The sequence below is a fragment of the Actinomadura sp. J1-007 genome (assembly GCF_009793335.1).
GTDB classification, from domain to species: Bacteria; Actinomycetota; Actinomycetes; order Streptosporangiales; family Streptosporangiaceae; genus Spirillospora; species Spirillospora yumaensis.
In genome coordinates this window covers 5,269,419-5,285,402 of the sequence record NZ_WING01000001.1, presented here as the reverse complement: position 1 = coordinate 5,285,402, position 15,984 = coordinate 5,269,419, and the positions used below count along the sequence as shown (strand labels likewise).

Annotated in this window: 7 protein-coding genes and 1 pseudogene; 3 read left to right on the top strand and 5 right to left on the bottom strand. The window is 74.4% G+C overall.

The genetic code is table 11. The features are described from left to right. Positions 1–97: 97 nt before the first annotated feature. Positions 98–1,366 (bottom strand): helix-turn-helix domain-containing protein, encoded by a 1,269-nt coding sequence (locus GEV43_RS23980; protein ID WP_160822607.1) that lies wholly within the window; start codon positions 1,364–1,366, stop codon positions 98–100. A gap of 1,457 nt (positions 1,367–2,823) precedes the next feature. Here GEV43_RS23980 and GEV43_RS23975 point away from each other — a divergent pair. Further along, the gene (locus tag GEV43_RS23975) at positions 2,824–3,708 is read left to right on the top strand and encodes a hypothetical protein (protein WP_160822606.1); all 885 of its coding nucleotides are present in this window, start codon (positions 2,824–2,826) and stop codon (positions 3,706–3,708) included. 45 nt (positions 3,709–3,753) lie between these two features. On the opposite strand, the gene GEV43_RS50885 is transcribed toward GEV43_RS23975, so the two are convergent. Then, entirely contained in the window at positions 3,754–5,220 is a 1,467-nt protein-coding gene (locus tag GEV43_RS50885) for a membrane-associated oxidoreductase (protein WP_160822605.1), read from the bottom strand. Positions 5,221–5,295: 75 nt separating this feature from the next. Between GEV43_RS50885 and GEV43_RS23965 the strand changes: the two genes are divergently transcribed. Then, positions 5,296–5,898 carry a bifunctional 2-polyprenyl-6-hydroxyphenol methylase/3-demethylubiquinol 3-O-methyltransferase UbiG gene (locus GEV43_RS23965; protein ID WP_160822604.1) on the top strand — a complete coding sequence of 201 codons (603 nt, stop codon included), beginning with the start codon at positions 5,296–5,298 and terminating at the stop codon, positions 5,896–5,898. Positions 5,899–5,931: 33 nt separating this feature from the next. Here GEV43_RS23965 and GEV43_RS23960 read toward each other — a convergent pair whose 3' ends face one another. Together GEV43_RS23960 and GEV43_RS23955 are read right to left on the bottom strand one after the other, a co-directional pair. Then, positions 5,932–7,209, bottom strand: a complete 1,278-nt coding sequence (locus tag GEV43_RS23960; RefSeq protein WP_160822603.1) for a cytochrome P450 — start codon at positions 7,207–7,209, stop codon at positions 5,932–5,934. 470 nt (positions 7,210–7,679) lie between these two features. Next, entirely contained in the window at positions 7,680–8,717 is a 1,038-nt protein-coding gene (locus GEV43_RS23955) for a methyltransferase (protein WP_206681258.1), read from the bottom strand. A gap of 374 nt (positions 8,718–9,091) precedes the next feature. Here GEV43_RS23955 and GEV43_RS23950 point away from each other — a divergent pair. Next, positions 9,092–14,589: pseudogene (locus GEV43_RS23950) on the top strand (biotin carboxylase N-terminal domain-containing protein). Positions 14,590–14,664: 75 nt separating this feature from the next. On the opposite strand, the gene GEV43_RS23945 reads toward GEV43_RS23950, so the two are convergent. Next, positions 14,665–15,927, bottom strand: coding sequence for a DUF4132 domain-containing protein (locus tag GEV43_RS23945; protein WP_160822602.1), 1,263 nt, complete (start codon positions 15,925–15,927; stop codon positions 14,665–14,667). Positions 15,928–15,984: the final 57 nt, after the last annotated feature.

Sequence of the window (15,984 nt, the reverse complement as noted above, 5' to 3'; positions counted from 1 at the left end):
CGGTCCGGATAGCTATCCGTATAGCGTCTTCATCGTTTGCCGCGCGGAGCCGTCAAGTAAAGGGTTGCGGGGAGTTGCAGGGGGCCCGGCGCTCCGGTTAGGGGGCGCCCGCGCGGTGCGCGCGCACGGCCGGGGCGGTGGCGCCGGGGAGCAGGTCGGCGGGATCGTCGGGCAGCAGGCACGCGACGTCCAGCCAGGACTGGATGCGGTACGGGCCGCCACCGACGACGCTTCCGAGCCGCCGCCGCAGCCGCGACATCTCCGCCCGGACGGTGACGGTGTGCGCCGAGTCGCCGAAGAGTTCGGCGGACAGTTCCGCGGCGCTGCAACCCCCCGGCCGCCGGGCGAGCACGAACAGGATCTCGGCGTGCCTGCGGCTCAGCCGGTGCCGCCACCGGCCGCTCGGGCCCGCGACGACGACCGACGGCGGGTCGCCGCGCAGGTCGAGCCGGAGCGTCGTCGGGCGGTCGGACTCGGCCGGGTCGACGCGGACGAGCCACCCGTCGAACAGCGGCTCGAACCGACAGTGGCCGAGCCCCGGGACGAACCCCGCGCCCCGTTCGACGTCGTCGGGCAGCGTCACCCGGTCGGGCGGCAGCAGGTCGGCCGCCGCCGCGACCCAGCCGTGCCGGTCGGTGACCACGGCGGGCCCGGCGATCCGGGCGAGGACGGGCGCCGCGACCGCCCGCAGCGACGCCAGCTCGTTGCCGTGCGTCATGCGCAGCCGCGCCTCGGCGAGATGCGTGACCGACGACACCAGGCCGAGCGTGCTCGGGTGGGCCGTGGAGACGGGCCCGCTGACGTCCACGACGCCGAGCAGCCGCCCGTCCACCGGGTCGTGCAGCGGCGCGGCCGTGCAGATCCAGGGGTGGTGCGTGCGGACGTAGTGCTCGGCGCCGAACACCTGGAGCGGGTGCCGCGAGACGAGCGCCGTGCCGATCCCGTTGGTGCCGACCGACGCCTCGTCCCACACCGCGCCCTCGACGAACCCGAGCGACTCGGCGTTGGAGCGCACCCCCGTGCGGCCCTCGCGCCACAGCAGGCAGCCCTCGGCGTCGGCGACGACCATGATGTGGTTGCCGTCGTCGGCGAGCGACACCAGCCCGTGGCGCAGCGTGTCGAGGACCTCGGCGAGCCTCGACTCCGCCCGTCTTCGCTCCACCTCGGCGACGTCCAGCGGCTGCCCGTTGGACCCGCGGTCGGCGTCGACGCCGAGGCCGCGGACCCGCCGCCAGGACTCGGCGATGATCCCCCGAGGCGGCGCGGGCGGCCTGCCGCCCGCGAGCGTCGCGTCCCGGACCATGGACAGCAGCCGCGCGTGGCGGTGCGGATCGGCGCACGCCGGAAGCGCCGCTTCGAGCGGCATGACAACCCCCCGTGCAGGCGGATAATGATCAACTGACGATCAGTCCAACAGAAATCATGAATGCTGTCAAGCAATGCCGAATACCCTCGGGAAGCACGTCGCACCGTTCCACTTAATGGACGTCAATAAAACCGGATCACGGCCGGTCGGTTTCTCCGCGAACAAGATCGGCGCCACCCGGACGGCCCCCGGACCGAGCCTCTCCCCCGCGCCTCCGCCGCCCACCGCAAGATCGATTCAACCGGGGCGGGGACGTCGATATAGCAAGATGAATTCGAGGGAAAGGCGCTGGAAATCGGCAGTGGCGTGCGCGTTCGCGGCCACCCGCCGGACGCCCGGGGCCGCCGCTCCCGGCACTCCCGCGACCCGCCCACCCGCCGCGACGCCCCGGCGGGCCGCAGCCCCGGCCGTCCCCCGGGCGACCACGCCGTTCGACGCCGTATGCTGCGAAGGGGCCTGTCCATAACCCCGTAGCACCCTGTGACCGGCCACTCTCCGAGACGGTGCTACCCGCGGGGGACGACCCGCCATCGTCGCGACGGGCGCCCGCCGACACCGACGAGCCGAGCGATCACCACGGCCTCCCGCCCCGAGCCGAACGCCCCCGCCACGCCCACTCCGTCACCCTTCCCCCGCATTCTGCCTGCCACCGTGGACCTTTCCCCATCCATTCTCGCGACGGGGTCACCGCCTCGTTAAACTGGAGAAGGAAAAGCACGTTCGACCATTCTCCTCCCCTACACCAAAGGGGGTGATTCAAGAACGTCCAACCGGTCAAGATTCCTTGCCCGACTGCAACGACTGGACGCCGGACCCGCCCTGGACAGGCAAGTCGCGTACCGGCGGGCGAGGGCGGACTCCTCGGGCCGGCGGGCGTCCACCGGTATTCCGCACGGCGAATGCGATCCGGAAGAACGGCCTGTCACGCCACGGTCCCGGATGGCGCGGCCGGGCCTTGGTACGGAATGCGGAGCGCGAATCGTCGCGCGGGCGACGCCAGCGGTCGGTCGCGCCGAACGGTCGTGCGGCGGCGTTCCCGCTCTCCGGGACGGCGCGCGGCGGGGAAATCGACGTCGATCTTCACCGGGGGCGGATCACGCGCCGGAGGGATCGGCCCGTTCCCGCGACGCCGTTCTGGCCGGCCAGGTGCGGGGCGGGCCGGGCCCGCGGGCCGCCGCCGGGCCGGCGATGTGAAGATCTCATGTCGCCGCGTGGGCGATTCACCGGCTTCTCGTGATCACGGCACTGTCGCCGGACTTCGCGGCCCGCGCATACTTCCAGCCGGGAGCGCCCGGCCGTTCGCCGCGTACCCCGCCGCGCCGGGGCCGCGCGAGGTGGAAGCGCCGCCCTCGGCCGGCGGCCGGGACGTCCCGGCGAACGGGCCGGTGCTCCTTCGCAGTCACGAAGGCCCGGCGAGCCACCCGGCCCCGGGCCGTTCACGAGAGTACGGAGTTCTGATGAGGCGACGGAAGTTCCTGGGGTTGGCCGCTGCCGCGGCGCTGAGCGTGCCGGTGGCGGCGGCGCCCGCCGAGGCCGGTTCCGCCGCGCCCGTCATCGACGTCAAGGCCGATGACGAGGGGTTCACCGCGCCGGCGTCGTTCACCAGCGGGCCGACGTCGTTCCGGGTGAGCACCACCGCGACCGGTGAGTCGGGCAGCATCATCGGCCTGGTCCGGCTGCGTCCCGGCGCCACGCCGGAGCGCTTCGCCACCCATCTGGGCCAGGTGTTCGCCGACGATCCCGAGGTCGCCGTCCCGGCCGGGCGCGCGCTGATGGCCGAGGCGGAGCTCGTCGGCGGGGCCCAGGCCCAGCCGGGACGGCCGACGACGTTCACCACGACGCTGCGGCCCGGCACCTACTACCTGCTCGACTACATGGACTTCGAGACCGGGACCCCGGCGGGCGCCGAGGCGCTGCGCGCGCTGACCGTGAAGCGCGAGCGCCACCGCGGGCGCGCGCCCCGTCCCGGCGCGGTCGTGGGCATGTCGCGCACGGCGTCCGGGCCCCGGTTCCACGCGCCGTCCCGGATCCGGGCGGGCGCGCCGCTGCTGCTCTCCAACCGCATGGAACAGGTGAACGAGGCCCTCTTCGTCCCCGTACGGCCGGGAACGACCCGGGCCGACGTGCAGAAGTTCTTCGAGGGCGTGCAGAACGGCGAGTGGAGCGAGCCGCCATTCGCGGGTGCGTCGCTGGGCGCCCCGCCGTTGTCGCCCCGCCGTTCCCTGGTGCTCGCGGCCCCGCTGAAGCCGGGCCGCTACGCGCTGATCACCTGGGTGGTCGACCTGTCCGACGGCGGCCGGCTCGCCGCCAAGGGCATGCACACACTGATCACCGTGACGTGACGGCCCCGGCCCGTCCGACCGGCGGGCGCGCGCACCGGGCCCCGGTCACTGGCGGCTGACGGCGCGCGTGACGCCCGCGACGATCGTGGTCGCCAGGACCCAGCCGAGCACGACCAGCAGGTACGCGAGCCACTGGTGCCAGCCCCGCGGCTTGAACGCCTTCTCCTGCCCGAAGTCGATGATGGGCAGCAGCAGGTCGAGCGTGTAGAAGACCGGGTTGAAGTCGGGCGCCTCGCCCGGCTTCAACGGCTGGGGCCGGTGCAGCCCGTACGCGGTGGCGGCGGTGAGCATCAGCGCCACCAGCCACACCGCCGCGCGCATCGGCCGGAAGCCGTAGCCCACGGTGACGTCCTGCACATGCCCCCAGCACCGCGCGTACCAGGGCAGGGTGGCGCGGCGGCGGCGCTGCTTGGCCAGTTGGACGGTACGGGCCGCCGCGTCATCCCCGGCCAGGCGGTACGCCCCGGCCAGTTGCTCGTAAGGGTGGGGCACGTAGCCGAGGTCCTCGCGTTCCAGCAGCGCCAGGCGCTCGGCGGCGGGCAGCGGCGGGAGCAGGGAACGGTAGGTCAGGCCGTCGAGCCCGACCCGTTCCGGCCAGACCCGGGGCTCGGCGAACACGATCTCGACGTGGGAACGGCGCAGGTTGACCGCGCCCTCGATCGGCGCCGCGCCGCGCAGCCACAGCTCCCCGATCGTGCAACTGGTCGCCCGCAACGCCGTCGCGCCGGGCGCCGACAACCGCGCGGAGACGAGGTCGAGATGCCTCGTTATCGTGGCTCCCCGCAGGTTGACGGTGCCCTGCGCGCGCAGCCCCTCGCCGCTCAGATGCCCGCCCACGGCCAGGTTCTCCGCGTCGAGCGCGACGTGGCCGGGGGCGCGCAGTTCGGCGCGGTCGAAGTCCAGGTTCCCGCCGACGGTGCTTCCGGTCAGGGTGAAACGGCCGTGGATCACCGCTCCCGCCGCCGACAGGTCGTTCTCCACCGCGCCGTGATCGAACTGGAGGATCTCCTCGCCCTCGTCCCCGTCGCTGTCGCCGATGCGCGCCCCGTCCAGGAACAGCGCACCGGCGAGCCGCGCCCCTCCGAGCCGTACCTGGCCGGGGATCTCGCATCCGCTGAGCCGCAGGTGGCCGTCCACCTGGAGGGACACCGCGTCCAGGGCGGGCAGGTACGACGACCGCAGGTTGAGCCGCCGGGTCCGCGCGCCGTACAGGATCGGCGGGCGCTCGAAATGGCAGCCCAGCAGCCGCACCGAATGCTCCAGCACCGCGTCGCTGAGGTCGAGCAGGCCGCTGATCCGCCCCCCGACGATCCACAGGCCCGCGATCTCGCCGTCCGCCCGCGAGCCGTTCAGCAGCAGGGACCTCAGCACCTCCGCCCGAACGGTCCGAGCCGGGCCCCAGGAGCCGCCGTGCACGGCCTCCTCGTCGCCCGGCCCGAAGCCGACGCTCTGCCCTTTGGGGAACGCCCGCCATACGCGGCGCTCGGCGGGCGTGAGATCGGCGAGTTGCATCGGAGGGACCTTCTCGCACGCCGCCGCCGCAGCGCAATCGGTCGCGGGGCGCCGTGCGTCCGGCAGGATGATCGCATGGCTGCGAAGGACGACAGGCGGTGGAACCACAACATCCACTACCACCCGCTGATCCTGAGGTCCGTGCCCGGCGGCGCCCAGCGCGCCCTGGACGTCGGCTGCGGCGAGGGCATGCTCGCCCGCGGGCTCCGGCGGACCGTGCCGCACGTCACCGGGATCGACCTGCACGCCCCCGGCATCGACCAGGCCCGCGACCAGGCCGGCGACATCGACTACATCGTCGGCGACTTCCTCACCCACCCGTTCGAGCCCGCCTCGTTCGACGTCGTCGCCTCCGTGGCCACCCTGCACCACATGGACGCCGCCGCCGCGCTGGCCCGGATGCGCGACCTGCTGCGCCCCGGCGGCGTCCTGGCCGTCGTCGGGCTCGCCCGCAACACCTACCCCAAGGACCTGCCGTACGTCCTCGCCGGGGTGGCCGCCAACGCCGCCCTCCGCGCGGTCAAGGGCTACTGGGAGCACCCGTCCCCCACCGTCTGGCCGCCTCCGGTGACCTACCCCGAGATGCGGGCGCTGGCCGCCCGGACCCTGCCCGGCTCCCGGTACCGCCGCCACCTGCTGTGGCGCTACAGCATCACCTGGCGCAAGCCCCGGGACTGACCGGGCGAGGCTCCCGTCCGTTCCGCGACGGTGTCAGGAGGTACCGACCAGGCGGCACGTCATCCCCTTGGGGGTCAGCGTCGAGGGGCCGAAGTGCGGGGTGACCCGGTCGAGGCCGGGCGCTTCGAGGCGCTGGTGGACGGAGATGTGCGCGGCGGTCAGCACGAGGACGGCGATGCCCAGGTGCGTGCCGAGGCAGCCGCGCGGCCCCGAGGCGAACGGCAGGTAGGCGTTCGGCGCGTGCGGCGGCTCGGCCTTCAGCCAGCGCTCCGGGTCGAACCGTTCCGGCGCGTCCCACCAGCGCGGATCGTGGTGCAGCAGGTACGGGCTGAACATGATCGCGGTACCCGCGGGCACCCGGTGGCCGCCGAGGTCGAGGTCGGTGATGGCGTCCCTGCCGAGCAGCCAGGCGGGCGGGTACACCCGGAGCACCTCGTGGACGAACGCGTGGGTGTACGGCAGGGCCCGCTCCGGACGGCGGACGATCTCGCCGTCGGACGCGGCGGCGGCCTCGGCGCGGACCCGTTCGGCGGCCTCGGGATGCGCGGCCAGGCAGTACAGCAGCCAGCACCACACCGCGCCCATCGTCCCGATGGCCCCCAGGAAGGTGAACCCGATCGCCCCCATGGCGATGTCCCGAGGCGCGGGCTCAGGCTGCGCGAGGATGTGCTCCAGCAGCGTCCCCGGAGGCTCATGGTCCTCGGAGCCGTCATGCCGAAGGCCGCCGTGCTCGGGGGCGGCGTGGGCGGGGCAGGCGGGGGCCAGCATGGGGGCGATCTCGTCGCGGACCCGCTGGTCCGCGGAGCGGACGCGGCGGCGCAGGCGGCTCGGCATCCACCTCGGGACGCGTACGGCGGCCTCGCCCGCACGCAGGGACGCGTCGAACGATCCGAGGAGCGCGTCCACCAGCCCAGGGGCGGGATCGGGGACGTAGAGCGGGAGCAGGGCGCGCACGCAGACCGCCCAGGCGTTCTCAGTCGGGTCGAACCGGACGCCGTCCAGTGCGTCGAGGTCGGCGGCCAGGGCCCGCCGTACGGCGGGCAGCCGCGCCGGCAGCGCGGCCGACCGGAAGATCGGCAGCGCGAGCTGCCGCGCCCGCATCCAGCGCCGGGTCTGCTCCGGCGTGGGGAACCTGCCGCCGTCGAGCGGGTTGGCGTTGGGCACCGAGTCGCGGTTCGTACGCGCCAGTACCCGCTGGATCAGTTCCGGATCGCCGGCCACGACCACGCCGGTGTCGAAGCGGAACAGATCTCCGTACTCCCGTTGGCATTCGGTGAGGAATCCGATCGGGTCGGCTTCGTAGGCCGTCAAATGGCGCGCGAGAATGCCGCCCCGCGGGCCGGGAAGTGTCATATCCGAACGCTCGGACATCGGTCAGGACCCTCTCGCCGGCCTCGATTCCCCAACACGTGCTTGATCCGGAAAGGGTGCGGTGCCGGGGGCCGTACGCCACCGGCACCGCGCTGAACACGCCCTAGCGGAGCCGGTAGACGATGTAGCGGCCCTTCATCTGTGCCCGGTGCATGCCGAACGCGCGCTTGACGATCCTTGTCATGTCTGACACACCTTTCCCTCAAGCCACCTCGCGGATGTGTGGCCGTCGCCTCATCTACGCACACACTTCCGGGCCGGGCAACGGTCACCGCCGTCGGTGCCCGCCATTTCCGCCGATAAGCGCCGCCCCAAAACGGCGCCCGAACTCCTCACCCCGAACTATGACCGTTGGACAATTCCCATGACGTACCGTCACCGAGCCCGCCCGCGCCCCCACGCCCCGCGGGTCAGGCGGGCACGGCCTCGACGAGCGCGCATTCGCTCTCGGTCGGGACGACGCGCGACAGGCGCAGCCCCGCGCGCCCCAGCAGCCGTTCGAAGTCGGAACGGGTGCGCTGGCGTCCGCCGGGCGTCATCACCAGCATCGACAGGTCGGTCCACGCCGCGAGCGCGGAGCCGCCGCCGCCGGGCCCGTCCGGGAGCACCCATTCGGCCAGCACCACCCGGCCCCCGCCCGCGCCGCCGCCCGCGCCGCCGCGCAGGGCGGCGCGGCAGTTGGTGAGGATCCGTGCGGCGCGATCGTCGTCCCAGTCGTGGATCACGTGGGCGAGCAGGTAGACGTCGCCGCCGGACGGCACGGAATCGAGGAAGTCTCCCCCCACGCACCGGCAGCGGCCGTTCAGGCCAGGCTCGGCGGCGGCGACCACGTGGGGCAGGTCGTAGAGCACGCCGCGGACGCCCGGGTTGGCGGCCAGGATGGCCGACAGCAGCGCGCCGTTCCCGCCGCCGACGTCCACGACCGTGCCGGAACGCCCGAAGTCGTAGGCCCGGACGATCGGGGCGACGAGCCGTCCGGCGGACGCGGCCATCATCGCGTCGAACGCCCGCGCCTCCTCGGGATGGTCGCCGAAGTGCTCGAACATGGTCCGCCCGTGCAGCGTCTCGAACGCGGGCTCACCTGTGCGGATGCTGTCGGGCAGCCGCGTCCAGGCGTCCCGGTAGAGGGGCCTGCCGACGGCCAGGGCCCAGTCGCGGATCGAGCCCGGCGCGCCCTCCCGGAGCAGGGCGCCGAGCGGCGCGAGCGCGAAGCGCCGCCCGTCCAGCTCCTCGAAGACCTCGGCCGCCGCCAGCGCGCGCATCAGTCGGTACAGTGCAGGGCCGTCCGCGCCGACCGCGGCGGCGAGCTCCTCGACCGGGCGCGGCCCCGCCGCCAGCTCGTCGGCGACGCCGAAGCGGGCCGCCGCGTGCACGGCCTGGACCAGCGCCGCCCCGATCGCCAGCCGGTCGACCTGCGCGGACACAGGGTCCTGCGACGGCTCAGGCACGGCTCGCTCCTCGTACGACTCGTTCCGACGGGCCCCGCGGCTCCAGCCAACGCGCGCCGCTCCGGCCTGTCAATCGCCCCGTACGAACGCCCGATCCCCCGCCGTGCAAGGCGATGCGGCCCGTTCCGGCGGGCGTGCTCCCCGAGGCGGGCAGGAGGCGGCGGGGGCGTGTGGTAGCCCTTACGGGTGCGCCCGCCGGGGGTGTGCGGGCGGCGACCTTTTTGTGGGGACCCCACAACACAGCGGCCCCGTCGTGTTCGATGCGGGGCATTGGTGAACAACGTGGGGATCCAGCAGGCTAGAGGGACAGGTGCAAGCGACGCTCCCCGACCCGGACGTCGCCGTACGCGCGGGGTACTTGGGAGGCTCAACCGGTGTTCAGTCGTGTCGCCATCGTCAACCGTGGAGAGGCCGCGATGCGGCTCATCCACGCCGTCCGGGAGCTCTCGGCCGAAACCGGGGCGCGGATCCAGACGGTAGCCCTCTACACCGACGCCGACCGCGACGCGACGTTCGTCCGCGAGGCGGACGCCGCCTACCCGCTCGGGCCCGCCTCCGCCCGGCCCTACCTCGACCACGCCGTCCTGGAGCGGGCGCTGGTGGAGAGCGGAGCGGACGCCGCCTGGGTCGGGTGGGGGTTCGTCGCGGAGGACCCGGCCTTCGCGGAGCTGTGCGAGCGGATCGGCGTCACGTTCGTCGGGCCGAGCGCGGACGCGATGCGCAGGCTCGGCGACAAGATCGGCGCGAAGCTGATCGCCGAGGAGGTCGGCGTCCCGGTCGCGCCGTGGAGCCGCGGCGAGGTCGCCACGCTGGAGGACGCCCTGCGGGCCGGCGACGAGATCGGCTACCCGCTGATGCTCAAGGCGACCGCGGGCGGGGGCGGGCGCGGCATCCGCAAGGTCGCCTCGGCGGACGAGCTGGCCGAGGCGTACGAGCGCACCAGCCAGGAGGCGCTGCGGGCGTTCGGCTCCGGCGTGGTCTTCCTGGAGCGCCTGGTCACCGGGGCCCGGCACGTCGAGGTCCAGGTGATCGCCGACGGGCAGGGCACGGCGTGGGCGCTCGGCGTCCGCGACTGCTCGGTGCAGCGCCGCAACCAGAAGATCATCGAGGAGTCCGCCTCCCCGGTCCTGTCGGCCGGGCAGGCCGCCGAGCTGAAGGCGTCCGCCGAACGGCTCGCCGTGGCCGTCGGCTACCGCGGCGCCTGCACCGTCGAGTTCCTCTACCACCCCGGCGAGCGGCTGTTCGCGTTCCTTGAGGTCAACACCCGGTTGCAGGTCGAGCACCCGATCACCGAGCTCACCACCGGCACCGACCTGGTCCGGCTGCAACTGCACGTGGCGAGCGGCGGGCGGCTGGAGGGCGAGCAGCCGGGCGAGGCGGGGCACGCCGTCGAGGCCCGGCTGAACGCCGAGGACCCCGACCGCGACTTCGCGCCCGCCCCGGCCGCATCGCGCGCCTGGTCCTGCCCGCCGGGCCGGGCGTACGGGTGGACACCGGCGTCAGCGAGGGCGACGTCATCCCGGCCGACTTCGACTCGATGATCGCGAAGATCATCGCGTACGGCCGGGACCGGGAGCAGGCGCTCGGCCGGCTGCGCCGCGCGCTGGCCGGGACCACCGTGATCATCGAGGGCGGGGCCACCAACAAGAGCTTCGTGCTCGACCTGCTCGACCAGCCCGAGGTGGTGGACGCGAGCGCCGACACCGGCTGGATCGACCGGGTGCGCGCCGAGGGCCGCCTGGTCAGCAACCGGCACTCCGCGGTCGCCCTGGCCGCCGCCGCGATCGAGGCGTACCGGGACGAGGAGGAGGTCGCCCGCGGGCGGCTGCTGTCCACCGCGCACGGCGGGCGCCCGCAGGTGCGGCACGACCCGGGCCGCCCGCTGGACCTCAAGCTCCGCGGCGTCGGCTACCGGGTGAGCGTGGCCAGGGTCGGGCCCGCGCGGTTCCGCGTCGGCGTCTCCGGCGGCGGCGAGGTGCGCACGGCCGACGTCGAGGTGGAACGGTTCGACGCGCACAGCGGCCGGATCGTCGTCAACGGCCACCGGTTCAAGCTGGTGTCGGCCACGCACGGCCCGACCCACCTGGTCGAGGTGGACGGCGTCACGCACCGGATCAGCCGCGACGAGGGCGGCGTCGTCCGCTCCCCCGCGCCCGCGCTGGTGGTCGCGACGCCGCTGGCGGTCGGCGACGAGGTCGAGGCGGGCGCGCCGATCCTGGTGCTGGAGAGCATGAAGATGGAGACGGTGCTGCGCGCGCCGTTCCGCGCCCGCGTCCGCGAGTGCCCGGTGTCGGTGGGCGGCCAGGTCGAGACCGGCGCGCCGCTGATGCGGCTGGAGCCGCTGCCCGACGAGGGCGCGGCGGAGGCGGAGGCGGCGTCCGAGGCCGTCGAGGTGGAGCTGCCCGAGGAGCCGGCGGCGTCCGCGGCCGAACGGGTCGAGCGCGGCCTCCAGGACCTGCGCGGCCTGCTGCTCGGCTTCGACGCCGACCCGCACGACCCGAAGCGGCCGCTGGCGGACTACCTGGCCGCGCGCGCCGAGCTCGGCGGGCTGCCGCTGGAGGGCGAGCTGGACCTGCTCACCGTGTTCGCCGACCTGTCCGAGCTGAGCCGCAACAAGCCGGCCGGAGAGCTCGACGCCGAACCGGGCAGCCCCGTGCACAGCCCACGCGAGTTCTTCCACGGCTACCTGCGGAGCCTGGACGTCGAACGCGCCGGGCTCAGCGAGGCGTTCCAGGCCAAGCTCGCCAAGGTCCTCGCGCACTACGGCGTCACCGGCCTCGACCGCACGCCGGAGCTGGAGTCGGCGGTCTTCCGCGTCTTCCTGGCCCAGCAGCGGATGGGCGCCGGCGTCGCCGTCGTGACCGAGCTGCTGCGCCGCTGGCCGGTCGGCGCGCCGCCGCGCGAGGCGCTCGCCGAACGGGCCGGGCCCGCCCTGGAGTACCTGGTCGAGGCCACGCAGGTGCGCTTCCCCGCGGTGTCGGACCTGGCCCGCGGCGTGGTGTTCCGCTGGTTCACCCAGCCGGTGCTGCGCCGCGACCGCGCCCAGGTGTACGCCGCGGTGCGCGACGACCTGCGGTACCTGGACCGCGAGCCCGACGCCCCCGACCGCGCCGAGCGGATCCAGTCCATGGTGGCCAGCTCCGAGCCGCTCGTCCGGCTGATCGGCCGGCGGATCGGTCGGCCGGGCCGCGACCACGCGCCGCTGCTGGAGGTGCTGACCCGCCGCTACTACGGCAACCGCTGGCTGTCGGAGGTCACCGCGCGGGACGGCGCGGGCTGCCGGTTCGTCACCGCCGAGCACACCGGACCCGGCGAGGTGACGCGCGTGGTCGCCGCCGCCGTGGACATCGCCGCCCTGCCGGACGCCGTTGAAGCCGTCGGCGCGTTCGCCGCCGAGACCGCGGACACCGCGGACGCCGCGGGGCAGGGCCTGGTCGCCGACCTCTACGTCGCCTGGGAGGACCGGCCGGACGCCGACGCGATGGCGGTACGGCTCCGCGAGCTCCTCGCCGAGCGCCCGCTGCCCGCGTCCGTCCACCGGATCACCGCCACCGTCGTCGGCACCGGCGGCGCGGTGATGCACCACCTGTTCACCTTCCGGCCGGACGGCGGCGGCTTCGCCGAGGACCGGCTGATCCGCGGGCTGCACCCGCAGATCGCGCAGCGCCTCCAGTTGCAGCGGCTGCGCGAGTTCGACCTGACCCGGCTGCCGTCCGCGGACGAGGAGATCTACCTGTTCAGGGCGGTCGCGAAGAGCAACCCGGCCGACGAGCGGCTCGTCGCGCTCGGCCAGGTCCGCGACCTGACGCCGCTGCGCGACGCGGACGGCAGGCTGATCGCGCTGCCCGCCGCCGAGGACGTGTTCACCGGGTGCCTGGACGCGATCCGCAACATCCAGGCGCAGCGCCCGCAGAACAAGCGGTTCGACACCAACCGGATCATGATGTACGTCTGGCCGCCGACCGAGCTGACCGCCGAGGAGCTGAAGGCGCTGGCCCAGCGGCTGCTGCCGACCATCGCCGGCGCGGGGCTGGAGGAGGTCCAGTTCGTCGCCCGCCGCCGCACCCCCGCCGGCGCGCTGACCGAGATCGCCGTCCGGATCACCCAGGAGCCGGGCCACGGGCCGCGCCTGCACGTCGCCGGGCCGTCCACCGAGCCGGTGCCGCCGCTGGACGACTACCGCCAGAAGGTGCTGCGCGCGGCCCGGCGCGGCAACGTCTACCCGTACGAGCTGACCGGCCTGCTCGCCGGGCCCGGCGGCACGTTCACCGAGCACGACCTCGACGAACGCGGCGCGCTCGTCCCCGTGGACCGGCCGAAGGGCGGCAACACCGCGGCGATCGTGGCGGGCGTCGTCACGACGCCGACCGCGCGGCACCCCGAGGGCGTCACCCGCGTGGTGCTGCTCGGCGACCCGACCAAGGCGCTCGGCGCGCTGTCGGAGCCGGAGTGCTCGCGGGTGATCGCCGCGCTCGACCTCGCGGAGCGGATGCGGGTCCCGCTGGAGTGGTTCGCGCTGTCGGCGGGCGCGCGGATCTCGATGGACTCGGGCACCGAGAACATGGACTGGGTCGCGGCGGCGCTGAAGCGGATCGTCACCTTCACCCAGGACGGCGGCGAGATCAACGTCGTGGTCGCCGGGATCAACGTCGGCGCCCAGCCGTACTGGAACGCCGAGGCGACGATGCTCATGCACACCAAGGGCGTCCTGGTGATGACGCCGGACTCGGCGATGGTGCTCACCGGCAAGCAGTCGCTGGACTTCTCCGGCGGCGTGTCGGCCGAGGACAACTTCGGCATCGGCGGCTACGACCGGGTCATGGGCCCGAACGGCCAGGCGCAGTACTGGGCGCCCGACCTGCCGGCCGCCCGCGACGTCCTGATGGCCCACTACGACCACACCTACGTGGCGCCCGGCGAGACCGCGCCGCGCAGGGCGGGCACGAACGACCCGTTCGACCGCGACATCACGGCGTTCCCGCACGCGGCGCCCGGCAGCGACTTCACGACCGTCGGTGAGATCTTCTCCGCGGAGCACAACCCGGACCGCAAGAAGCCGTTCGACATCCGCACGGTGATGCGCGCCCTGTCCGACCAGGACCACCCGGTGCTGGAGCGCTGGGCGGACATGGCCGACGCGGAGACGTCCGCGGTGCAGGACGCGCACATCGGCGGCCGGCCGGTCTGCCTCGTCGGGATCGAGTCGCGGCCCGTTCCGCGGCGCGGGTTCCCGCCGACCGACGGCCCGGACGCCTACACCGCGGGCACGCTGTTCCCGCGCTCGTCGAAGAAGACCGCCCGCGCGATCAACGCCGCGTCCGGCAACCGGCCGCTGGTGGTGCTCGCGAACCTGTCCGGGTTCGACGGCTCGCCGGAGTCGATGCGCAAGCTGCAACTGGAGTACGGCGCGGAGATCGGCCGGGCGATCGTCAACTTCGAGGGCCCGATCGTGTTCTGCGTGATCTCCCGCTACCACGGCGGGGCGTTCGTGGTGTTCTCCAAGGCGCTCAACCCCAGCATGACGGTGCTGGCGCTGGAGGGCTCGTTCGCCTCGGTGCTCGGCGGCGCCCCGGCCGCCGCCGTGGTGTTCTCCGGCGAGGTGAACAACCGCACCGCGAACGACCCGCGGGTGACCAAGCTCCAGACGCAGGTCGCCGAGACCAGCGGCGCCGAGCGGGCCGCGCTGAACGCCCAGCTCGCCGAGGTCCAGTCGGCGGTGCGGGCGGAGAAGCTCGGCGAGGTCGCCGTGGAGTTCGACCGGGTGCACAGCATCCAGCGCGCGGTCGAGGTCGGCTCGGTGGACGCGATCGTCGGCGCCGCCGAGCTCCGCCCCCGGATCATCGAGGCCATCGAGCGCGGCCTGAACCGCTGACGCCCCGTTCCCGCGTCCGGCCTGGCCCTGGCCCTGGCCCCGGCGCGGTCGCGTCCGCGGCGCGACCGCCCGGGGTCAGGCGGGGATCTGGGGGAACGGCTGCCGCAGCGCGACCTCCTCCAGGCGGTCGCGCCAGGCGGCGATCTCGTCGGCCCCGGCGCGTTCGGGACGCCACAGCCTCACCCGCGCCGCGTCCTCCAGGGCCGGGACGGGGCGCGCGGCGCCGCCGGCGGTGACGAGCCCGCCGCCCGGCACGGGCAGCGCGGCGACCCAGCCGTCGTCGGAGCCGGGCGGCGCGAACTCCCAGACCAGCCGCCGCGCCACGACGCCCGTGATCGGGTGGTCGATGTAGTACGGCCGCCAGTCGCCGTACGTCCAGACGCGTCCGGGCAGGTCCTCCTGGAGGAGGTCCCTCAGGAGGCGGCGCGCGAGCATCAGCGTCTCGCGCACGCGCTTGGCGTGCCGCTGGACGCCCTCGACGTTCTCCGGCCCGTACCGCGCCTTGTATCCGGTGGGCGTACGGAACGGCTGCCCGCCCGACGTCCGCTTCCCCTCGTCGTCGATCCAGGTCAGCACGACCGTCTCGGCGTCCTCGACGGCCAGTTCGGCGCGAAACGGGTAGTTGCCGTGGATCGTCCCCTCGCCGCTGGGGCCGAACGTGCCGAGCGCCCCCGCACCGTCGGGCAGGAGGCCGTGGGCGGGGACCATCCGCTCGCGCCGCACCTCGTCGGGGACGCCCATCCGGGCGGCGGCCTCGCGCAGTTCGGGGGCGAGGCCGTCCTCGCGGAGCACGACGTAGTCGATGTCGCGGTAGAGGGACCACAGCGCGTCCAGCGCGGCGGGCGCGTCGATGTCGGCCAGCGCCCAGAACGCGCCCTTGGCGAGGACGTCGTTGCGTCCGACCGCGGACCCGGTGCCCAGCGCGGCGGCCGAACGGGCGAGGGCCAGCAGGTCGGGCACCGCCCCGGCGTCCTTGGCGCGGCCCACCGCGAGGACGAGGCCGAGCGCGAGCCCCTCGTACTCGCCGCTCACCGGCCCCGCCGCGAGCAGTTCCAGCGCCTCGCGGGCGAACGGGGCGGCGTCGGCGTTCGCGGCGAGCAGCTTGCCGGTGCGCGCGAACCAGCCCTTCTTCAGGCCGCCGCGCTTGTCGCGGTGCTCGCGGACCTCGGCGCAGTGCCGGCCGAACTCCTCCAGCCCGTCCGCCCTCGGGTCGCCGGCCAGCCGGGCGCGCATCGCCACGGCCCAGCGCGAGCCACCGGCCGGAGCCCAGCCGGGCAGCGTCCCCGTAGCCCCCGCCGTGCCCGCCGTGCCCGCCTTTTGCGCGTCGTCGTCGCTCATGGCCCGATCCTGGCAGGCGGGTCCGACACGGCGGCGGCGGTTCGCGGCATTCGGCGG